Annotated in this window: 17 protein-coding genes; 10 read left to right on the forward strand and 7 right to left on the reverse strand. The window is 54.6% G+C overall.

Annotated features, from left to right (window positions below):
- The first annotated feature begins 35 nt into the window (after positions 1-35).
- Both CAMM_RS03090 and CAMM_RS03095 read left to right on the forward strand, forming a co-directional pair.
- Positions 36-968: an amidohydrolase family protein gene (locus tag CAMM_RS03090; protein WP_147581029.1), complete on the forward strand. Its 933-nt coding sequence runs from the start codon at positions 36-38 to the stop codon at positions 966-968.
- Positions 901-2058, forward strand: a complete 1158-nt coding sequence (locus CAMM_RS03095) for an alpha/beta hydrolase (RefSeq protein WP_232051027.1) — start codon at positions 901-903, stop codon at positions 2056-2058. Before CAMM_RS03090 ends, CAMM_RS03095 begins: the two co-directional genes overlap by 68 nt.
- Here CAMM_RS03095 and CAMM_RS03100 read toward each other — a convergent pair.
- Genes CAMM_RS03100 through CAMM_RS03110 form a run of 3 tightly spaced genes read right to left on the reverse strand, consistent with a single transcriptional unit; the run spans position 2055 to position 4589 of the window.
- Complete coding sequence (locus CAMM_RS03100; RefSeq protein WP_003849695.1) at positions 2055-3293, reverse strand: hypothetical protein; 1239 nt, start codon at positions 3291-3293, stop codon at positions 2055-2057. The genes CAMM_RS03095 and CAMM_RS03100 overlap by 4 nt on opposite strands.
- 22 nt (positions 3294-3315) lie before the next feature.
- Positions 3316-4293 (reverse strand): C40 family peptidase, encoded by a 978-nt coding sequence (locus CAMM_RS03105; RefSeq protein WP_003849693.1) that lies wholly within the window; start codon positions 4291-4293, stop codon positions 3316-3318.
- 2 nt (positions 4294-4295) lie between these two features.
- Positions 4296-4589: a hypothetical protein gene (locus CAMM_RS03110; RefSeq protein WP_003849692.1), complete on the reverse strand. Its 294-nt coding sequence runs from the start codon at positions 4587-4589 to the stop codon at positions 4296-4298.
- A gap of 59 nt (positions 4590-4648) precedes the next feature.
- Between CAMM_RS03110 and upp the strand changes: the two genes are divergently transcribed.
- The 4 genes from upp (at position 4649) to CAMM_RS03130 (ending at position 8960) form a co-directional block, all read left to right on the forward strand.
- Positions 4649-5284 carry a uracil phosphoribosyltransferase gene (gene upp, locus CAMM_RS03115; protein WP_040356374.1) on the forward strand — a complete coding sequence of 212 codons (636 nt, stop codon included), beginning with the start codon at positions 4649-4651 and terminating at the stop codon, positions 5282-5284.
- Positions 5285-5477: 193 nt separating this feature from the next.
- Positions 5478-6026, forward strand: a complete 549-nt coding sequence (locus tag CAMM_RS03120; protein ID WP_003849686.1) for a helix-turn-helix domain-containing protein — start codon at positions 5478-5480, stop codon at positions 6024-6026.
- Positions 6027-6201: 175 nt separating this feature from the next.
- Positions 6202-7407, forward strand: coding sequence for a M20 family metallopeptidase (locus tag CAMM_RS03125; RefSeq protein ID WP_003849683.1), 1206 nt, complete (start codon positions 6202-6204; stop codon positions 7405-7407).
- Between the two features lie 125 nt (positions 7408-7532).
- Positions 7533-8960 carry an NAD(P)H-quinone dehydrogenase gene (locus CAMM_RS03130; RefSeq protein ID WP_003849681.1) on the forward strand — a complete coding sequence of 476 codons (1428 nt, stop codon included), beginning with the start codon at positions 7533-7535 and terminating at the stop codon, positions 8958-8960.
- A 94-nt stretch (positions 8961-9054) separates the two neighbouring features.
- Here the strand turns inward: CAMM_RS03130 and CAMM_RS03135 are convergent, their stop codons facing one another.
- The 3 genes from CAMM_RS03135 to CAMM_RS03145 all read right to left on the reverse strand — a co-directional run bounded on the left by CAMM_RS03135 (position 9055) and on the right by CAMM_RS03145 (position 12234).
- A complete protein-coding gene (locus CAMM_RS03135; protein WP_040356370.1) occupies positions 9055-9813 on the reverse strand; it encodes an Ltp family lipoprotein in 759 nt (252 codons plus the stop codon).
- A gap of 234 nt (positions 9814-10047) precedes the next feature.
- Positions 10048-10836: an Ltp family lipoprotein gene (locus tag CAMM_RS03140; protein WP_003849676.1), complete on the reverse strand. Its 789-nt coding sequence runs from the start codon at positions 10834-10836 to the stop codon at positions 10048-10050.
- Between the two features lie 75 nt (positions 10837-10911).
- Positions 10912-12234 carry a short-chain fatty acyl-CoA regulator family protein gene (locus CAMM_RS03145; protein WP_003849674.1) on the reverse strand — a complete coding sequence of 441 codons (1323 nt, stop codon included), beginning with the start codon at positions 12232-12234 and terminating at the stop codon, positions 10912-10914.
- 181 nt (positions 12235-12415) lie between these two features.
- Between CAMM_RS03145 and prpD the strand changes: the two genes are divergently transcribed.
- From prpD to CAMM_RS03165, 4 genes are all read left to right on the forward strand, one after another.
- The gene (gene prpD / locus CAMM_RS03150; RefSeq protein ID WP_040356368.1) at positions 12416-13927 is read left to right on the forward strand and encodes a 2-methylcitrate dehydratase PrpD; all 1512 of its coding nucleotides are present in this window, start codon (positions 12416-12418) and stop codon (positions 13925-13927) included.
- Positions 13928-14857, forward strand: coding sequence for a methylisocitrate lyase (gene prpB, locus CAMM_RS03155; protein WP_003849669.1), 930 nt, complete (start codon positions 13928-13930; stop codon positions 14855-14857).
- An 11-nt stretch (positions 14858-14868) separates the two neighbouring features.
- A complete protein-coding gene (locus tag CAMM_RS03160; RefSeq protein WP_003849666.1) occupies positions 14869-16017 on the forward strand; it encodes a bifunctional 2-methylcitrate synthase/citrate synthase in 1149 nt (382 codons plus the stop codon).
- A 420-nt stretch (positions 16018-16437) separates the two neighbouring features.
- Positions 16438-19869: a pyruvate carboxylase gene (locus CAMM_RS03165; RefSeq protein ID WP_003849661.1), complete on the forward strand. Its 3432-nt coding sequence runs from the start codon at positions 16438-16440 to the stop codon at positions 19867-19869.
- Between the two features lie 126 nt (positions 19870-19995).
- On the opposite strand, the gene CAMM_RS03170 is transcribed toward CAMM_RS03165, so the two are convergent.
- On the reverse strand, positions 19996-20565 hold the full coding sequence (locus CAMM_RS03170; protein WP_040356475.1) for a GNAT family N-acetyltransferase: 570 nt from the start codon (positions 20563-20565) through the stop codon (positions 19996-19998).
- Between the last annotated feature and the right edge of the window lie 174 nt (positions 20566-20739).

Here is a 20739-nt window from a genome sequence, read left to right on the forward strand (position 1 = left end):
TGAAATATCTTAGGCTCACGCTTAGTATGGCTTGCATGTATGACGCACCTTTAATTAGCCCTGAAAATAAGGACTCTTCCGCCGAAATCTTTGCTTCTCTGCCCAAAGTTGTGCTTTCAGCTGACGTTGTTGCAGGGCACAGTGTTTCTGAAGCCGTGAAAAATGTCTTGGACACGCTGCAGTCTAATAATGTGATTTATGCCGAGTTGCGCTTAAACCCTGCAGATTTCGCAGATTCGCTTAGCGATGCATCGCTTGCCGATGCCCTTCAGCAAGCCACCTCCGCCATCCACGGGCACGCCGTTGATGCACGCATTATTTTGACTGCCCAGTCCGATGCCGCACACGTGGCAGAAATTGCCGATGCCGCCATCGATCACGATGACGTCGCGGGCTTTGCCCTGGTTGGTGACAATATCGACGCACACGCCGGGGTTTTGAAAAAGCTGCAAGATAACTTCGTGCCTTTTGTCATCGACGGTGGCTTTGACGACATTGAAGCAGGCGTGAAAGCCGGTGCCACCCGCGTTGCTGTGGGCGTTGACATTATCGATGATTTCTCCGCGACCGTGGAAGGCATTGAGCCTGGCCAACTCACCAGCTGGATTCGTGACCGGCACATTGCAGTGGAGACCAACCCTGATGAAGATATCGCCCACGGCAATGTGGATTCTCTCGCGGATCACCCGCTGCCGCTTTTGCAACAGTTGGGCTTTACCTGCGCGGTGGGAACAACCGCGCTGACCCAGCAATTTGTCTCCTTAAATGAAGCACTCGGTTATGGGCTGGAGGAGTTCTTTGAGCTCACGGTCGCGGCTATGCAAAATAGCTTCAGCACGCAAGAACACCGCCAGCATCTGATCGAGACCGTGATTTTGCCAGCGTATGAGGAACTTTCCGATGCCGAATTCGCCGAAGATGCCGCAGCCCGCGAAGCAGAAGAAGCGGAAGAAGCAGACGACGAATAAACACCGACGCCGACTGGGTCGCCGAAAGCTCTACGCCGCAGCGGCGGTCACCGCAGCAGTTACCGCCGCGCTGGGAGTAGGGCTGCGGGCTTATCTCAAATCCCGTTCGCCCTATCTGGCGCAGGTTGCCCCGCAATTGCGCAGCTGGGCTTTGTATCTGCCCAACCACCTGATCCCACCCGCGCTGATGCTTTATATCATGGGGCTGGCTGCCAAAGTGGATCTGATTAGGGCATCTGACCGAGATGTCGTCATTCGGATCATCGAGGGCAAAAGCCCTGATGATGGCCATCCTTTTAGCGCGCGGCAACTAGTACCGCGAGCTCTTTTGCAGCGCGTACCAGATACACCACCGCGCCCGGCGATGATTTGGACCCACGGTGGTGGGCACGTGGTGGGCACCCCGGGATTTTATGATCCGCAAAACGCGCGTATTGCGGAAGAGTTGGGCATTTTTGTCTTTGCTCCGTCGTACCGGAAATCCCAGCAGGCGCCGTTTCCCGCCGACTTGGACGATTGCTATGCCGTGGTGCGGTGGGTGCAAGAAAATGCGGGAAGCCTTGGTATTGACCCACAACGTATCGCCGTGTGTGGTGACAGCGCGGGTGGTGGATTAGCCGCAGGAATTGTACAACGCGCTGAAGATGAGGGTCATCCGGTGGCTTTCCAAGGATTGGTCTATCCCATGTTGGATCATCGCTCCGCAACAGATCCCACTACTGCTGCTCAAGCAATGCCCTCATCGCGCGGGCAGTTTATTTGGACCGCGCGGTTAAACGCCGCTGCGTGGCAACACTATTTGGGCCCGAGCCATCTATCTCGCGAGCTTGCCCCCTATGCGTCCCCGCTATACCGGCAAGACCTATCGCAGTGTCCACCCACGTGGATTGGAATTGGGGATTTAGACCTGTTCTACCCAGAAGCGCATGCCTTCGCCCAGCGCTTGTCTAAGGCTGGTGTGCCCGTGACATTTGAAACCTATGAGGGCGCCTATCATGGCTTTGATCACATAGCGCCGCAGGCTGCGAAAACCAAAACACTTCACGCCGACCTTATTAAGGCCCTGCGTGAAGTGTTGTTGGAAGATTAGAACTTAGAAAAGCGCTTGGTCAGCATCTCTTCTAGTCCCTTCCACGCCTCAGCGTGGTCATTATATGGCTTCGACGGGACATAGCCTGCGGTTTCAGTGGATCCGAGCATATAGCCCAGGTAGTCCTGGAAACGTGGGTTTGCCAGCATGAAGGAGTTAATCGAGTCATCGCCAGCCCAATCAGCGGCATCAGCACAGACTTCGTAGCAGCGGCTCATTTGCTCCGTATCTACTGCTTCCGGCCCCTTGGTGATATCGCGCACGATGCCATTGAAGGAGTACTGGTTATCCGAGTGAACCATAAACTCTAGCTCCCCAGCATTAGCTGCGGTAACGAGGTCTTCCCACGTGGACACCTGTGCCAAATCATGGTCATCATTTTCCATAATCCAACGCATGAGCTGCTTGGACGAAGGGAAGGTAAAGATTTCTCCCCACTTGCCCAAAAAGACTGGGGATTGTCCCAGGTAGGTGCGCAGGGTGTAGACCGAGCGGGAATCAATAGTAATTTTGACCGGGTCAATACCTGCGGCGGCCCATGCGGATCCGTCATACGGATCAGCAGCTTCTTTTTGTGCTTTGCGCTTGTCTTCTAATTCCTTGCGCTTGTCCTCCGCGGCCTGCTTCGCAGTAGAGATCTTGGACGCTGCGGCGGTTACGGTCTCCTCATCAAATTCGCTCGAGGAGACAATCCGAACCTGGTCATCTAGGTCTTCGATAACCCCTTGCCAGTTGGTCAAGATGATGCGACCAATCGCAGTCCATTCCTGCATACCCTGCTCGCCGGCGAAGTGGTCTAAGCCGCGGGACGCATTGCGCAGCAGCGAGTGACTGGCGAAGAAGATGTTGGTGTGCTGCGCAGCCGTGACAGTTGCGATAACCTCAGCCATTTGAAAGTTGCGGGCAACGGCGGAGATATTTTCATGGCTTGGGCGGCCAGCTAAAAATTCTGGAGTACCGATAAGATCATAGACATCACGCTTGTCTGGGCTCACGCGGTTTGCTGGACCTTGATTAAACTCTTCCCACTGCGGATGGTCAGTAAGGTCATGAGGTTTCTCAGATTCAATAAAAGTTAAAAGCTCCGCCTCGGTGCGAAAACCCAAGATGGAATCATCATCACCAAGAAGGGCCTGCCACTCGGTGCCCTGCTGGCGCCATTTTGGCGCCCACAGAGTATAAAAGTCGCCTTCAGTTAAAGAAATTTGGATCGGAACAATCGCGCGTGAGCTCATGGGCGACAATTCTACCCAAAGCCTATCCGGTCGGACGCCAGAAGCCCTTAAATTCCATCCCGATATTGGAGGTTCGCAGCGGATTGACTTGGACAGGATCGCCTGCCTCCACGATTTGGCCATCGCCGGCATACATTGCCACGTGGCCATCCCACACGACTAGATCGCCTTTGACCAGCTCATCGGCCGAGACCTGGGTGCCTACGGTTTGTTCTTCCGCGAGGCGAGGTAATTCCACACCAGCTTCTCGGTAGGCGTATTGAGTAAGCCCCGAGCAATCGAATCCATTAGGCGATGTTCCACCCCACACATAAGGGGTTCCCACCATGGAAAGTGCAGTATCCACTGCCTTTTCACCAGCGGCAGAACCCTGTGATGAACCAGATGAAGATCCCGCACTGGATGCTGACCCTGCCGGATCATCCTCAGTCATCGGGGTGACCGTTGTATTAGTGGGCCCCGCAGCACTGTTTCCCGCCGGCAAAAATCCGGTGTTCCCGGAGACTGCCTCCAGCTCTTGCACGGCGGGCTTTCCGCCGTCTACTTGAGAAGAAATCGTGCGGGAGGCAATCTCTGCCAGGGGAGAGCTGATGGCAGCTAGTTCATTGACCAAGCTTCCGGTCCGCGCCGTGGCCCGGCCTAGATATTCCATCGCCAAAGCTTTCAATGCTGCCTCTGCTCCCATTCGTGCGGCGGGATGAGGAACTAATAGGCCCATGGCCAGTGGCATCGCGCGAGTGCCCAGTTCCATGGCTAAACCGAGGAGATCCTGCGCGCAGGAGCCAATAAGACCACTGGCCTGCGCAGCGACAGTGCGAATCGTGTCTTGATCCTTTTCTAAAATTCCCACCTCATCGAGGATCTTCGCAGGATTAGTCCCTGCAATCTGAGCCAGCGGAGCGACAGCGGAAATATCGGGAGCATTGACTAAAGATAGTTGCGGAAGTGACGGTGGCTTGAGCTCGGCGACTTTGGCGATGGTATCCACAATTACGTTCATGATTAACTCACTTGGAATCCTTGGAATGCCTGGCTAGCGGCATTATCTGTGGCTTCGGCAGCATCAGCTAAAGCAAAACCACTGCGGGCTATATGGGCGGTATCGGCGTGCAATTGCTCCGAGCGGGCAGTGAGATTGCTCAGCGCTTGGCTAAGGATGTCCACAAATCCTGCGACCATGGCATCATCAGGCAATGGTGTAGGCGATGGCGCGGCAAAGGTTGAGGCCACATCTAAATCCCGCGCGAGCGCGCGAGTATATTCCGCATCAATTTCAAAAGTATTAGGTGGGTTCATACTCAATTAAGACTGCGCGGATAACAGAATGGTTCCGCTAATGATTTACGATGTAGCTTATGGATATCCACGTAGTTGACCACCCACTTGCTTCTTCTCGTTTAACCCTGATGCGCGATAAGCGCAGCGACAATGCCGCATTCCGCGCCGCCTTGGCTGACCTTGGCGGAATGCTGGTTTATGAAGCTTCCCGAAATCTTCCGGTTGAGCACTTCGAATGCGAAACCCCTGTTGCCACCGCCGATGGCACCCGCTTGCTTGATCCACCGATTATCGTACCCATTATTCGTGCAGGCCTGGGCATGATTGACCCAGCTTTGTCGATGATCCCTGATGCCCAGGTGGGCTTTATCGGCATGGCGCGCAATGAAGAAACCCACGAGCCAGTGCCGTACCTGGAAGCCTTGCCAGAAGATTTGAGCGGGCGCACGGTGTTCTTGGTGGATCCGATGCTGGCAACCGGAGGTTCGTTGCTGCATTCTTTGAAGCTGCTCGTCGACCGCGGTGCCACCGATATCGTCGCCATTTGCCTTATCTCCGCACAACCTGGCGTGGACGCATTGGCGGAGTCTGGATATCCAGTTCGTCTGGTCACTGCATGCATCGACCCAGCACTGGATGAAAATGCGTACATCATCCCAGGCCTGGGCGATGCTGGTGACCGTTTGTACGGCCCACGCAATATTGATCTTTAAAAACCAAGGTCAAATACACCTCACCTAGCCTGTGCAGCAGGGTGAAAAATTAACGTGGAAAGATCACCAGCGCTAGGTTAAGCTCACAGATGTCAGTGACTCTTGAAGAATCTCGGGGGAGCTTTGGACAAAAGTCATTGGCATCTTTTTAATCTTGAAACGGTGTACAGGACAGACCTTGGGGGTGAGGTCCATGGCTGTAAGCGTTGATCGTTTGCTGTGGGCAAGTTACGGGTTTACATTTTCACAAAATTTAAGAAAGATTCGGCGAAGCCGTGGGGTTACGCAACAAGCACTAGCTGAGATCGCGGGGCTGTCGCGGACGCAGGTGTGCAATTTAGAGCGCAATGAAAACAACTCAGGCACCAGTGCTGATCCGGCGCTGTCAACGGTGTATAAATTGGCGCTAGCGCTCGAAGTACCGCCGGTGCTTTTGCTTCCACAATCAGCAGATATGGTCAATTCCGTCTGCGCGACGACCAGCACGCGGGCCGTGGCGCAGAAGATTCCTAGTGCCACAGTGGGGGCGTCAGACATGCGGAATACAAAATTTCGGCGTGGTACCCGCACTATTCCTGAACAACAAACGCTTCGAAAAGCCGGGAGTTTGGTGTCAGAAGATGACGGCAAGCTTGAAACCAGTATGGGGGAGGAATTGCGGCCATTTTCGCAGGAATACACCGCGCAAAAGCGCCGTCAAGCTACGGCGTATAAGACAAAGATGGTCAATCGTATGACTTGAGATATGCAATTAAAGGATACAAAGCCGTCTTAAATTCTTTGAAAAGTACTGGTTGGCGCACCCTTGCCTGGGTAGGATTTATGAACAGCACGGTCTAGTTGTAGACTCGTGCGAAGAAGAAAATCTTTTGCGCACCACAATCAGGGGCGCTGGGCGTATCAAGGAGAGTCTGAGTATGACGCAGCCGACCGTTTCGGAATTCGTCAATGACTGGTTTGATACTCACCGCGCGGAAATCATTGGGTGGCGCCGGCATATTCACAGCCATCCTGAGCCATCCAACCAAGAGTTTGAAACCACCAAGTATCTCGCGAAAGTCTTAGCTGAGTACGGATTGGACGTTCAGCGCTTTCCAGAAACTGGCCTGATGGTCGATATTGGACCTGATACTGAAGAAGGCCGTATCGCATTTCGCGCAGATATTGATGCCCTTCCGGTCCAAGAGGTCACGGGCTTGGAATTTAGCTCGCAAACTCCAGGCGTTTCCCATTCCTGTGGGCATGATGTGCACACCACCATTGCCCTGGGCTTAGCGTGTGCAGTAGCGGATTATCACCGCGAATTTCCTCTAAGTATCGGCGTGCGCGTTATTTTCCAGCCGGCAGAAGAAGTCTGGGTCGGCGGTGCCACCGACGTCATTGACTGGGGCGCACTCAATGGCGTGCACTCTATTTACGCCGTGCACGTGGAGCCGAAGCTGCGCGTTGGCCGCATCGGTTTGCGCGCCGGGGCTATTACCTCTGCCACCGACATCATTGAATTAGATATCAAAGGACCCGGCGGACATACCTCGCGCCCGCACCTGTCCGCAGATGTCATCTACGCAATGAGCAAAGTAGTCACTGATTTGCCGGCACTATTGTCGCGCCGAATTGATCCACGCACGGGTACCGTTTTGGTCTTTGGCACGATGAACTCCGGCTATGCGCCTAATGCGATTCCGCAAACGGGTTCCTTGTCCGGGACTTTGCGCACCGCAGACATTGGGATTTGGCGCGAAATCTCCGGCATTTTCCAGGAATTGGTCGAGCAGGTCTTAGCGCCGACAGGTGTTAAACACGAGCTGACCTACCATCGCGGGGTTCCGCCGGTACTTAACGATGATGTGGCGACCGCGCTGATTGCATCGGCAGCCAAGGCAATTGATCCACAATCTATCGTGCAAGCTCCACAGTCGTCCGGCGGTGAAGATTTTTCTTGGTATCTCGAACACGTGCCAGGCTCCATGGTGCGATTGGGCTGTTGGTCCGGCGATGGCGATATGCACGACCTGCACCAGGGGGACTTGGTTGTTGATGAGCGCGCAATTGGCGTGGGCGTCAAGCTCTTTGCATCTGTGATTAATCAATTCGCCACCGCGATTGAAGAGGAGTCGGCGTAACGCTGACGCGCGCTGCTTTTAAATAGGGGGCATCCCAACGGTTGACCTGGCTAAGAACTTTTAACCTTTAACAGTTAGACTCTAGGGGAATAAATCCCCATGACTTTTAAAGGAGTCGGTTAAACATGGCTGAGCACCAAAAGCGCATTGTTATCATCGGCGGTGGCCCCGGAGGTTACGAGGCCGCGCAGGCAGGCGCCAAGTATGGCGCAGACATTACTGTCGTTGAAGACCAGGGCATGGGTGGTGCCAGTATTTTGTTGGACTGCGTTCCTTCAAAATCCTTTATCGCAGGCGCAAATATTAAAACGGACCTTCGCCGTGCAGATGACATGGGCTTAAATGAAGGTATTGGCAAGACCGAGCTAGCGCTGCAGGCACTGAATGAACGTGTCACTGCCTTAGCTACCCGCCAGTCTGATGACGTTCGCGCGCGAACTGAAGAACTGGGTGTTCGCATTATTGATGGCCGCGGCTATTTTGATAAGGACCAGACCCCAGCCATCAGCGGCGGACACAAAGTATCTGTTACCCACAATGCTGATGGCCGCGTTGAAGTCTTGGATGCGGACCTAGTTCTTATTGCTACTGGTGCCACCCCACGCGTATTGCCGGGCGCAAAGCCCGATGGTGAGCGTATCTTGAACTGGCAGCAGGTCTACAACCTGTCTGAACTGCCAGAGCACCTGATTGTGGTCGGTTCTGGTGTCACCGGTGCGGAGTTCGTATCAGCGTTTGCTGAGCTGGGCGTCAAGGTCACCATGGTGGCCTCCCGCGATCGTATTTTGCCGCACGATGATGCGGATGCTGCGGACGTGCTGGAGCAGGTCTTGGCAGAACGTGGCGTGGAACTGGAAAAGAACTGCCGCGTTGATACCGTAACCCGTACCGATGATGGCGGCGTCGTGGTCAAGACCACCGATGGCCGAGAGATCTTTGGCTCCCATGCTTTGATGTCCATTGGTTCGGTTCCGTCGACTGCAGATCTTGGTTTGGATAATGTCGGTGTAGAAACCGCACCTTCTGGCCACATCATGGTCGACCGCGTATCGCGCACCAATATCCCCGGTATCTACGCTGCTGGTGACTGCTCGGACTTGTTCCCACTGGCTTCAGTGGCAGCAATGCAGGGCCGTATCGCGATGTACCACTCATTGGGCGAAGGTGTATCCCCACTGCGTTTGAAGACGGTTGCCACAGCAGTATTTACCCGCCCAGAGATTGCTGCGGTTGGTTTTACTCAGAAGGAGATTGAAGCCGGTGAGGTCGCAGCGCGCACCATTATGATGCCGCTATCGACGAACCCTCGTGCGAAGATGCGTTCCCTGCGCCACGGTTTCGTTAAGCTTTTCTGTCGCGCAACCTCTGGTCGCGTAATTGGTGGCGTCATCGTAGCGCCAACTGCATCGGAGCTAATTTTGCCTATCGCAGTGGCGGTGACCAACCAGCTCACCGTCAACCAGCTGGCAGATTCGATGGCTGTGTACCCATCCCTGTCCGGCACCATCACGGAGGCCGCTCGTCGTCTGGTTGCCCACGACGACCTCGAGTAGGCACTGAGCTCGACGCTAGATCAAGAAATGATGCCCCAGCGGAAGTGGCCGTATTCGGTACTTCTCGCTGGGGCATTGTGTTTATAAGATGAGGTTAGAGGCCTACCGCTGCTACTGCCTGCTGAGCTTGTTCTTGAGTAAAGCCTTCACCGTACTCAGAGGTCAACTGGTTGAGTAGTTCCGCGCCGGACATGGGCATGAGTTCCTGGTAGCTTTCGGCAGCTTCAACTGCTTCGGCGTTCCAGTCTGCGTCTACGGTATCGACTGCGTACTGCGCTTGCTCAGGGGTGAAATTTTCTCCATATTCGGAGGTGAGCTGCTTGTACAGGCCGTCGTACGAGAAGTGGCTGAATTCCAGGTAGTTCTCGGCTGACTCGAGTGCTTCTGCATTCCAATCCGCCTCGACTGTGTCCATGGCATATTGCGCTGCTTCTGCCGTATAGCCTTCGCCGTATTCGGATGTTAGCTGATCATAGAGGCCCTGGTAGGAAAAGGAACTGAAGTCCAGGTAGCGCTCAGCCGAGCGTAGGGCGTTGGAAAATTCAGTCGAGACGCCATCATCGGCAGGCGCTGCTTCTGCTGCCGGAGCTTCGGCTTCCGCAGCTGGTGCCTCTGCCTCAGCTTCCGCGACAAGGTCGACGCTGTTGGCAGATTCTGCGGTGGTCGTGCCATCATCGTCATTGTTGTTAGTGACGATGCTGAACAAGCCAACCACTGCGACCACACCGACGCCCCATTTGAGGAAGCCGCGCTTTTTCTTTTTCTGCGGTTCTTGGGCGATTGGAGCCTGCATCTGTGGGGAAGGGGAGCCCTGGGAAGGGTTGGCATAGGGGTTGGGCTGTGAGCCAGTCATGGGTATGTCCTTTGGAAGAAGTGATAGGGAAATCTCATACTCATGCGGCAGGGTGCTACGTGGTGGTCTGGGACCCACCTTCCGGCAAAGTGCCCTTGGAAAGAAGTAGGTGCCGCTTGGGTACGGCTCTTATAGTGTCAAAGGCACTGGACATAGGGGTGATACGTACTAGAATGCCTGTACTAATTATTCGAAAGTCTGCAGGTAGGAGTATCTAGCGGTGTTCTAATGTGACTAGGAAATTCCTAGTTCTGCCAGGGCATGATCCGCTTGGCTTTCAGTAAATCGCCCGACGGTATCGGAAATCAACAATGAGTGTAGGTCCTCGGGCGTGATGTCAATATTGGTATTGCTCCAATATGACTCAGCGGCCTCCACTGCTTCGGCATCCCAGTCGGCAACGACATGATCGACGGCATAGCGGGCTTGTTCATCGGAGAAATTGTCCGCAGAAGAAGAGCTCAGCTGGTGGTGGAGTCCTTCATAGGAATAATGGCTGTGCCGAATGTAGCTTTCCGCAGCTTCAAGTGCTTCAGCATTCCAATCGGCGTCGACATTATCGAGCGCATATTGCGCTGCATCTTCGGCAAATACTTCCCCATACGGGCTCGTTAAGTGTTCTTTGAGCTCGGATTCCGAAAAGTGGTTATTGGCAAGTTCCTCTTGCGCATAAATGAGTGCGGCCTCGCCATCAGTGGAGGCATTCATGGCATCAATCCGGTTAGTACCGTCATCGATGATGTCGGTAATTCCATCATTGATATTGTCCTCTAGCCCTGAATCTTTGGCAAGGCTAAACCCAACGGCGCCGGCGACAACAATCACCATGGCGGATATGGCGATGATCTTATTGCGGTGGGAGCCTTTGGTGCGAGCTTTTTTCTCAGGCTTCCGGTCGGAGGAAAAGACCGCATTGCGCTGCAAAGATTCCTGATACTCAGCGTAGCTTTGGGTGGAATAGTCACTCTGTGGTTGCTGCTCAGGAAATTGCCCAGGAGTAGATCCATGGTTGTGGCCGGACATCAGGTTCCTCCGGGGTTGATCAGTAGAAGCGACGGTAATTGCAGATTCTACTGCGCTGGTAAGGAAAATAAACCTTTAGGCCAAATCAAATGGGGTATCCGAGGTGGCGTTGAGGTTGATGGCGTGCTCGCGGCCTTGCTGTGGGAAAGCGCGTTGTGGGCAGGCTTCGCGCGGGCAAATCGTGCACCCTGGTCCAATGGGTGTAGCAGAAGCAGGAGAGAGGTTTAGTGCATCGGAATAGATGAGTTTATCGGCGTGCGAGATATTGCATCCTAATCCCACCGCAAATTCTTTGCGCGGAGTGCCGAAGGATTTCACCTGCCCCTGCACGTGGCGTGCAATCCACATATAGGTGTGGCCATCGGGCATGGTCGCGACCTGGCGGGTGATGCGGTTGGGCGTTTCAAATGCACGGTGGATGACCCACAACGGACAAGATCCGCCCGAGCGTGAGAAGTGGAACGAGGTCGCGGACTGGCGTTTGGAAATATTTCCGGCGCGATCGGTGCGGATAAAGACAAAGGGAACGCCGCGCGCACCGGGGCGCTGCAGCGTCGTTAAGCGCTGCGCGGTGGTTTCAAAGCCAGTGCCGAAGATAGAAGCCATGCGGTCGATGTCATAGCGGGTATTTTCTGCAGTTTCCAAAAATTCCGTATACGGCAGGGTCACCGCAGCGGCAAAGTATTGGGCAAGACCATAGCGTCCGGTTTGCCGCGCGAGTTCATCCGGTAATTCGTGTACGAGATTGTCTAAGACATCGGTGTAGGCGAGCAAGCAATATTGCATCGCTAGCTGGAAGGTCAGCTGTGCATCGGAAAGCCCTGCTCGTAATGAAAGCTCACGCGAGGACGGCTCATAAATCCGTCGTTCAATCTGCGCGGAGCGGCCAAAACGGGTGTGCACATCAAATTCGCGGTCCAGCAGATTAGCCAAGTGATTAAGCCGGAGAATTTTATCGCCCAACTTGGCGGCGAGCCCTTCGGCGAGAACGTCTAATTCATGAATGTAGTTGTGAGATTCAAAGAAGAACTTTTGCACCATCTCCAACGGGGAAGGAGTGGCTTCGACCGGGTCGCTTTGAGCAATGGCGACCAGCTTGGGCATCATCTCCGGAAAGCGGGAGGCTAAATCATGCAAGGTGTCTTCTTCTGTGGTGGGAAATAAAGACCGCAGCTCATTGACGACGCGAAGGTCTCTATCGGCAGAAAAATAGGTGCTATCGACATTGAAAGCCTCCGATAGCTGAATCAGCACTGTGACCGTGAGCGGGCGCTGGTCATTTTCTAATTGGTTGAGGTAGCTAGTAGACAGGTCGAGTTGCTTAGCCATCTCCACCTGCGTGAGCCCGTAGGTCTTTCGCAGCGCGTGGATCCTTGCCCCCGCGAAGTGTTTGCTCATGACGTGCCTTTCATTGAAACTGCTTCCTACCTGCAGATTATGCAGGGTTTGCAGATTTCACTATTTAACACCACATTATTACACAAAGTTCGACTATGGCATAGAGCATTGAACCATCTCTAGTGTGATGGGTAACGCATTTATCGGATTTGTGGACAGAAGAAGGACTTTCGAAAAGAACATGATCGAACATTCAGTACGTACCCATAAGTCAGCTGAAGACTTCCCCGTGGAAGAGCACCTGGCTTACAAAATCGCACAGGTCGCAGCAGATCCAGTCGAGGTTGGTCAAGAGACCAAAGACATGATCATCAACCGCATCATTGACAACGCTGCCGTCGCTGTTGCGTCCGTCGTCCGCCGCCCGGTCACCTCCGCCCGCGCCATCGCCGCCGGCCACAAAGTCGATGATGGGGGAGCGACCGTCTTTGGCGTAGACGGTACCTACTCGGCGGAATGGGCAGCATTGGCTAATGGCACTGCGGTACGCGAGTTAGATTTCCATGACACGTTCCTGGCGGCCGACTACTCGCACCCCGGCGATAATATCCCGCCGATTCTCGCCGTCGCGCAGCACAAGGGACTCGACGGCAAGGCTTTGCTGCGAGGCATTGCCACCGGCTATGAAATCCAAGTCAACCTGGTCAAAGGTATTTGCTTGCACGAGTGGAAGATTGACCACGTAGCGCACCTGGGTCCGTCCGTCGCAGCTGGGCTGGGCACCATGCTGGAGCTGGACACTGACACCATCTATCAAGCGATTGGCCAAGCCCTGCACACCACCACGGCCACCCGCCAGTCACGTAAGGGACTGATTTCCTCGTGGAAGGCTTATGCCCCAGCCTTTGCCGGCAAAATGGCCATTGAAGCCGTCGACCGCTCCATGCGCGGTGAGGGCGCACCGGCACCAATTTGGGAAGGTGAAGACGGCTTTATTGCTTGGATGCTGCACTCCCCAGAGCGCACCTACACCGTGCCGCTGCCAGAAGCAGGCGAAGAAAAGCGCGCCATCTTGGAGACCTACACCAAGGAACACTCCGCGGAATACCAGTCCCAAGCACCCATTGACTTGGCGCGACGGATGAAGGCCACCTTGGAAGACAAGGGGCTTGCCACAGCCGATGTGGAATCCATCGTGCTGCACACTTCGCACCACACTCACTACGTCATTGGTACCGGCGCGAATGACCCACAGAAGATGGATCCTAATGCCTCGCGTGAGACTTTGGATCACTCCATCATGTATATCTTTGCGGTCGCATTAGAAGACGGCGCGTGGCACCACGTGGACTCTTATGCCCCAGAGCGCGCGAACCGCCCAGAGACCATCGAGCTGTGGCACAAGGTATCCACCGTCGAAGACTCCGAGTGGACCCGCCGCTACCACTCGCATGACCCGAATGAAAAGGCATTCGGCGCCAAGGCAGTGATCACCTTTAAAGATGGCACCGTCATCGAAGATGAAATGGCTGTTGCTGACGCCCATCCTTTTGGTGCCCGTCCATTTGCGCGCGAACAGTACATCGAGAAATTCCGCACGCTCGCCGAAGGCTTGGTATCAGCAGAAGAACAAGACCGTTTCTTGGCAGCTGCGGAAAATGTCGAAAACCTCCAGGACTTACACGAACTGAACGTGCGCTTGACGCCAGAAGCACTGGCACAAGCGCCACAGACTCCAGAAGGGATTTTCTAAATGGCTGGACTTTTTGGCTCCACGAAAACCAACGCAGAAAAGCGAAAAGCTTTTCGCGAGTCGCTGGAAAGTGAGGAACTGACTAGGCTTCCGGGCGCTTTCAACCCCTTGACTGCCCGGTTGATTCAAGACATCGGCGGATTCGAAGGCGTGTATATCTCCGGTGCGGTATTGGCTAATGACCTAGGCCTTCCGGATATCGGGTTAACCACCTTGACGGAGGTGTCCCAGCGCGCCGGGCAAATTGCACGGGCTACTGATTTGCCAGTGCTTGTCGATGCCGACACCGGCTTCGGAGAACCCATGTCCGCCGCACGAACCATCGCGAGCTTGGAAGATGCCGGTCTTGCCGGCTGTCACTTAGAAGACCAAGTCAATCCCAAGCGCTGTGGCCACCTCGATGGTAAAGAAGTCGTGCCCACCGAATTGATGGTGCGTCGTATTACTGCCGCGGTCAATGAACGCCGCGATGAAAATTTCATCATCTGTGCGCGTACTGATGCCGCAGGCATCCACGGCATTGACGAAGCCATCGAACGTGCGAAAGCCTATGCGGATGCTGGTGCAGACATGATCTTCACCGAGGCTTTGTATAGCGAAGAAGATTTTGCACAATTTCGCGCCGCCGTCGATATTCCCTTGCTGGCGAATATGACGGAGTTTGGCAAGACGGAATTGATGTCGGCGCAAAAAATTCAAGACCTAGGGTATAACGCGGTGATCTGGCCGGTATCGACCTTCCGCGTGGCCATGGGTGCTACCGAAGAATTCCTGAGGGATATGAAAGACGATGGCCTGCAGTCCAAGGAATGGCTCGAGCGCATGCAGCACCGCTCCCGACTGTATGAGCTGGTTCGTTACAACGAATACAACGACTTCGATCAGTCCGTATTTACCTACTCCCAGGAAACCTATAAGCCCACCTTTTAAGGAGAAAGATCATGTCTGAAACCCCAGAAATCCGTAAAGGCCTCTACGGCGTTGTTGTTGATGAAACCGCGGTCTCCAAGGTTGTGCCAGAGACCAACTCACTGACCTACCGTGGCTACCCAGTCCAAGAACTGGCGCGCTACTGCAGCTTTGAAGAAGTAGCCTACTTGCTGTGGAATGGGCGTTTGCCAAAGCAAGAATCACTCATTCGCTTCTCGGCACGTGAAAAGGCTCTGCGTCATCTCGACCGCCACTTGATCGACTTGGTCATGTCCATGCCACTGTCGTGCCACCCCATGGACGTGCTGCGCACCGCCGTGTCATTTATTGGCGCCCAGGACCCAGATGCCTACACCCGCAATTCCGAGCATGTTCGTCACTCTGCTCTGGAGCTGATGGCAAAGCTGCCCACCATCGTCGCGCTGGATATTCGCCGTCGCCAGGGCAAGGGCTATATTGAGCCGTCGCGCAAGAAGGGCTTTGCAGAAAACTTCCTGTGGATGGTCTTTGGAGATGAAGAAGGTTCACCTGCCAACTCCCGCTCAGATATCGAAGCCTTCGACAAATCGCTGATTCTTTATGCAGAGCACTCTTTCAACGCCTCCACATTCACCGGCCGCGTGGTCACCTCCACGATGTCAGATACTTACTCCGCAGTAGTCGCAGCCATCGGTGCGCTCAAGGGCCCACTGCACGGTGGTGCCAATGAAGCGGTCATGCACAATATACTCGACATCGATGACCCATCCAAGGCCGAGGCTTGGGCGAAAGAAAAGCTGGCCAATAAAGACCTCGTCATGGGCTTTGGCCACCGCGTCTACAAAAAGGGTGACTCCCGCGTTCCCACCATGGAAGCTGCTTTCAAGGAGCTTGCAGAAGAGCACGGACAGACCAAGTGGGTAGAAATCTACGATATTTTGGCTAAGACGATGGAAGAAAATACCTCCATCCACATCAAGCCCAACCTCGACTTCCCAGCAGGTCCTGCGTACTACATCCTGGGCTTTCCCATCGAATTTTTCACCCCGATCTTCGTCATGGCCCGCATTACCGGCTGGACTGCCCACATCGTGGAGCAAAATGAGAATAACTCGCTCATCCGTCCACTGTCGGCCTACGTCGGCGAAGAGCAGCGCTCGGTGCCACCGCGCTCTTTTTAAGTTAAGCCAAACCAGTTTGTGAAGTTTGCAAAACAATAATTGCAAACCGCAACACGGCGGTTTCTGCCCAGAAAAGACACCTCCTAGGGGTGTCTTTTCCTTTCGGGTAGCCGATCCCCCTAATCAATGTCCTGTGTGTTTCCTGCTTGTGCGGAGATTTTGCAAGGTCACAGAACCGCGAGTGAAAAACTTGGGGGAGTTAAGAATACAGATCGGCCGAAATGTGTTGTGAAGTCACCAATAGACGTATAGTTATGGGCATCACCCTGAAAGCTGTCCGCTTTGAGGAGATGTTCGAATTCAGCCCAGCCAACAAGTTGGGCACACGTAACCAACACCCGGTTATTAATTGGCAGACACATCCACGCCAGTTAGACGTGTGCACCGCCGCTTGTTGTCTCCACGAAAGGACATGTAACCGTGGTCGAATCCGCGCTTCCATCGTTTAAGAAGATTCTGGTCGCAAACCGCGGCGAGATTGCAGTCCGTGCATTCCGCGCCGCTTATGAGACCGGAGCAAAGACTGTTGCAATTTACCCACGCGAAGACCGCAACTCCTTCCACCGCGCTTTTGCGGATGAAGCGGTTCGCATCGGTGTTGAAGGTCAACCCGTCAAGGCATATCTCAACATTGATGAGGTCATTCGTGCTGCAAAGAAGTCTGGCGCGGATGCTGTTTACCCCGGCTACGGATTTTTATCCGAGCGCGCGGAGCTAGCACGCGCGTGTGAAGCCGAGGGCATTAAGTTCATCGGACCTTCCGCAGAGACCTTGGATCTCACCGGTGACAAGGCAGCGGCTGTTGAAGCTGCTACGGCAGCGGGCCTGCCGACCCTGCACGACTCTAAGGCATCAACGGATGTCGAGGAACTGTACGAGGCATCCAAGGACTTTGAATACCCCATGTTTGCCAAGGCTTTGGCCGGTGGCGGCGGTCGCGGCATGCGCTTTATTGAAAATGGAAAAGAATTCAAAGAGCGCGTAGCTGAAGCATCCCGTGAGGCCGAAGCAGCCTTCGGTGATGGTCGCGTCTACCTAGAAACCGCTGTGATTAAGCCACAGCACATCGAGGTGCAGATCCTGGCGGATGGCAAAGGCAATGTCATGCACCTGTTTGAGCGCGACTGCTCCGTGCAGCGCCGTCACCAAAAGGTCGTCGAGATTGCTCCAGCTCCTTACCTAGATCCGGAGCTGCGCGATCGCATCTGCCAAGATGCCGTGAACTTCTGTAAGCACATCAAATACGAAGGTGCTGGCACCGTCGAGTTCTTGGTCGATGAACGCGGAAACCATGTGTTCATCGAAATGAACCCACGTGTGCAGGTCGAGCACACCGTGACCGAAGAGGTCACTGGTATTGACATCGTGAAATCGCAGATGCAGATTGCAGCTGGCGCATCCCTGGAAGATCTGGGACTGAGCCAGGAAGCGGTCAAACTCAATGGCTTTGCGTTGCAGTGCCGCATTACCACCGAAGACCCAAATAACGGCTTCCGCCCAGATACCGGTACGTTGACCGCCTACCGCTCACCAGGTGGCGCCGGCGTTCGTTTGGACGGTGCTACTTCTGTGGGCGCCGAAATCTCTCCAAACTTTGACTCCTTGCTGGTGAAGATGACCTGCCGCGGCAAAGACTTCCAGCAGGCAGTGCAGCGCTCTCGTCGTGCATTGAAGGAATTCAATATCGCAGGTGTTGCCACCAACATTGGCTTTTTGCGTGCACTGTTGCGCGAGCCAGATTTCGTTACCAAGCGCATTGACACCGGCTTTATCAATAACCACCCTGACCTGCTCAAGGCACCTCCGGCATCCAATGAGCAAGACCGCATCTTGGAATACCTGGCTGATGTCACAGTCAACCAGCCCAACGGCAAGCGCCCAACGGATATTCGTCCCTTCGATAAGCTGCCGAAGATTGACCGCCAAAACGATAATCTTCCACGTGGTTCACGCGATGACCTATTAGAACTTGGTCCCAAGGGATTCGCGGATAAGCTGCGTCAACAAGACGCGCTGGCGGTAACGGATACCACCTTCCGCGATGCCCACCAGTCACTGCTGGCAACCCGTGTGCGCGGTACAGCTTTGGTCACCGCAGCAGAACACGTTGCGCGCTTGACCCCTGAGCTGTACTCCGTGGAGGCGTGGGGTGGTGCTACCTATGACGTCGCGATGCGGTTCTTGTTTGAAGATCCATGGCAGCGTCTGGACTTACTGCGCGAAGCCATGCCGAATGTGAACATTCAGATGCTGCTGCGTGGACGCAACACCGTCGGCTACACGCCGTACCCAGATAGCGTGTGCCGCGCTTTCGTGCAGGAAGCTGCCAAGTCGGGCGTTGACGTATTCCGCATCTTCGACGCACTCAATGACGTCTCACAGATGCGCCCTGCGATTGAAGCCGTGCTGGAGACCAACACCACCGTGGCAGAGGTAGCCATGGCTTACTCCGGCAACTTGAGTGATCCTAATGAGAAGCTCTACACGTTGGATTACTACCTCAACCTGGCCGAAGAGATTGTTAAATCAGGCGCCCACGTACTAGCAATTAAGGATATGGCTGGTCTATTGCGACCTGATGCCGCATCCAAGCTGGTTACGGAGCTGCGCAAGAACTTTGACTTGCCAGTGCACGTGCACACCCACGACACCGCTGGTGGGCAGCTTGCTACCTACTACGCGGCAGCAATGGCTGGCGCAGATGCCGTCGATGGTGCCTCCGCACCGCTGGCGGGAACGACCTCCCAGCCGTCCATGTCGGCCATTATTGGTGCATTTGCGAATACCTCGCGCGATACCAAGATTGACTTGGAAGCAGTCTCCAACATGGAGCCATACTGGGAAGCTGTCCGTCAGCTCTACGCACCGTTCGAAAATGGTATTCCAGGGCCCACTGGTCGCGTGTACAAGCACGAGATTCCAGGTGGCCAGCTATCCAACCTGCGGGCTCAAGCAGACGCATTGGGCTTGGCTGATCGCTTCGAAATTATTGAAGACAACTACGCGGCGGTCAATGAGATGCTCGGTCGTCCAACCAAGGTGACCCCGTCGTCCAAGGTCGTTGGTGACTTGGCGCTGCACTTAGTCGGTGCAGGCGTGGACCCAGCAGACTTCGAGGAAAATCCGACCAAGTACGACATTCCGGATTCGGTCATTTCCTTCCTTCGCGGTGAGCTTGGTACCCCTCCAGGTGGTTGGCCACCGCTGCGCGATAAGATTTTGTCCTCGCGCAACGGTGAGCTGCAGCTTAGTGATGTCCCTGAGGAAGAAGCAGTACACCTGAACTCTGATGACTCGGGGGAGCGTCGTCCGGCGCTTAACCGTTTGCTCTTCCCGAAGCAGTGGGATGAGTTTAATGAATTCCGCCGTCACTACGGCAATACTGAGGCGCTTAATGACGCGGACTTCTTCTACGGGCTTACCGAAGGTGAAGAGCGCATCATTCACCTGTTCCCAGAAGGTTCTAATGACCGTGCAGATTTGAAGCAGATGGTCGTGCGTCTCGATGCCGTGGGCGCGGCGGATGAAAAGGGCTTGCGCTCTGTCATCCTCAACGTCAACGGTCAGATTCGCCCGCTTAAGGTGCGTGATAACTCGGTCGAGTCCGTCACTTCCACCGTAGAAAAGGCCGATCCGAAAAATGATGGGCACGTGGCTGCACCATTTTCCGGCGTGGTTAATCCAACCGTTCAGGTCGGTGATGAAGTCAAGACCGGCGATCAGATCGCTGTTATTGAAGCCATGAAGATGGAAGCGTCCATCTCCGCCACTAAGGACGGCAAGATTGAGCGCGTTGCTATCGCGCAAGCAACCAAGGTTGAAGGCGGCGACCTCATCGCAGTCATCAGCTAGGACGCTTCGCGCATTACTACTAAGCCGTTAGCTAAAACCAAAGCCCGCTATTGTCAGACAGTTGGCAATAACGGGCTTTGTGCTTCGGTAACAGGAGATAGGTAGCTCGGAAGCTAGGAAGTGTTTCTAGAAGTACTTGATCATCGCACCAGGTTCAGCATTCGGAATGGCGATGTCGGTAAACCCTGCCTTTTCGTATAGCTTTCGCGCACGTGGGTTGTCTGCATCCACCCACAGCGCAATCGCTGGGGCATCTTGCTCGCGGGCAAGGTCCACTACGTTATTGAGCAGAATCTCGCCCAAACCCTGGCCAGCATAGCGACGTTCCACCGCGATGCACAGCTCCGGGATGGATTCCGGGTCGAACTCCGTAGCCCACAGGCTTTCATCATGCGGGTCGGCACCAGGGGTTTGCGGCCCCATGTAGGCAGCGCCTTTATTGTCACCAGTGTAATAGCGCAGCCACGCGCCACCGGCCGGTACATGGAAATCTGACATGGCAATGACACCGCCATCGACCAGCGGGGACCAATCATCCACGTAACGCTCGACATCGGGAATATGCGAGTCCGGAAGCACTTGAGACTCATCTCCAAATACTGAGGTGAGATACAAAAGACGCAGCAGATAGGTGCGGTCTTCTTCTTGGGCAAGCCGGACACGAAGTTGTGTGTCATTTACTGAGCTAAGATCCATATCCCCGAGCATAATCACACTACTGAAATGTTTGCAGCCAACTATGCATGCGCGGGCATGATTTCCTGCTTGCAAGGGGAGAAGAGGTCAGTGGGCATCGGCAAGCATTGCTTGACGATGACAAAAGCTCCAGGCCACCGTTGTGGTGCCTGGAGCTTTGTTGTGTCCTGTTTA

It is taken from the genome of Corynebacterium ammoniagenes DSM 20306 (assembly GCF_001941425.1).
Taxonomy (GTDB): Bacteria; Actinomycetota; Actinomycetes; order Mycobacteriales; family Mycobacteriaceae; genus Corynebacterium; species Corynebacterium ammoniagenes.

Coding starts and splice junctions, on each gene's coding strand:
- CAMM_RS03100 (WP_003849695.1), bottom strand. CDS start 3,293: ATGAGCTCACGCGCGATTGTTCCGATCCAAATTTCTTTAACTGAAGGC.
- CAMM_RS03110 (WP_003849692.1), bottom strand. CDS start 4,589: ATGAACCCACCTAATACTTTTGAAATTGATGCGGAATATACTCGCGCG.
- CAMM_RS03170 (WP_040356475.1), bottom strand. CDS start 20,565: ATGGATCTTAGCTCAGTAAATGACACACAACTTCGTGTCCGGCTTGCC.
- CAMM_RS03125 (WP_003849683.1), top strand. CDS start 6,202: ATGACGCAGCCGACCGTTTCGGAATTCGTCAATGACTGGTTTGATACT.
- CAMM_RS03160 (WP_003849666.1), top strand. CDS start 14,869: ATGTCTGAAACCCCAGAAATCCGTAAAGGCCTCTACGGCGTTGTTGTT.
- CAMM_RS03095 (WP_232051027.1), top strand. CDS start 901: ATGCCGAATTCGCCGAAGATGCCGCAGCCCGCGAAGCAGAAGAAGCGG.
- CAMM_RS03135 (WP_040356370.1), bottom strand. CDS start 9,813: ATGACTGGCTCACAGCCCAACCCCTATGCCAACCCTTCCCAGGGCTCC.
- CAMM_RS03145 (WP_003849674.1), bottom strand. CDS start 12,234: ATGAGCAAACACTTCGCGGGGGCAAGGATCCACGCGCTGCGAAAGACC.
- upp (WP_040356374.1), top strand. CDS start 4,649: ATGGATATCCACGTAGTTGACCACCCACTTGCTTCTTCTCGTTTAACC.
- prpB (WP_003849669.1), top strand. CDS start 13,928: ATGGCTGGACTTTTTGGCTCCACGAAAACCAACGCAGAAAAGCGAAAA.
- CAMM_RS03130 (WP_003849681.1), top strand. CDS start 7,533: ATGGCTGAGCACCAAAAGCGCATTGTTATCATCGGCGGTGGCCCCGGA.
- prpD (WP_040356368.1), top strand. CDS start 12,416: ATGATCGAACATTCAGTACGTACCCATAAGTCAGCTGAAGACTTCCCC.
- CAMM_RS03120 (WP_003849686.1), top strand. CDS start 5,478: ATGGCTGTAAGCGTTGATCGTTTGCTGTGGGCAAGTTACGGGTTTACA.
- CAMM_RS03140 (WP_003849676.1), bottom strand. CDS start 10,836: ATGTCCGGCCACAACCATGGATCTACTCCTGGGCAATTTCCTGAGCAG.
- CAMM_RS03090 (WP_147581029.1), top strand. CDS start 36: ATGTATGACGCACCTTTAATTAGCCCTGAAAATAAGGACTCTTCCGCC.
- CAMM_RS03105 (WP_003849693.1), bottom strand. CDS start 4,293: ATGAACGTAATTGTGGATACCATCGCCAAAGTCGCCGAGCTCAAGCCA.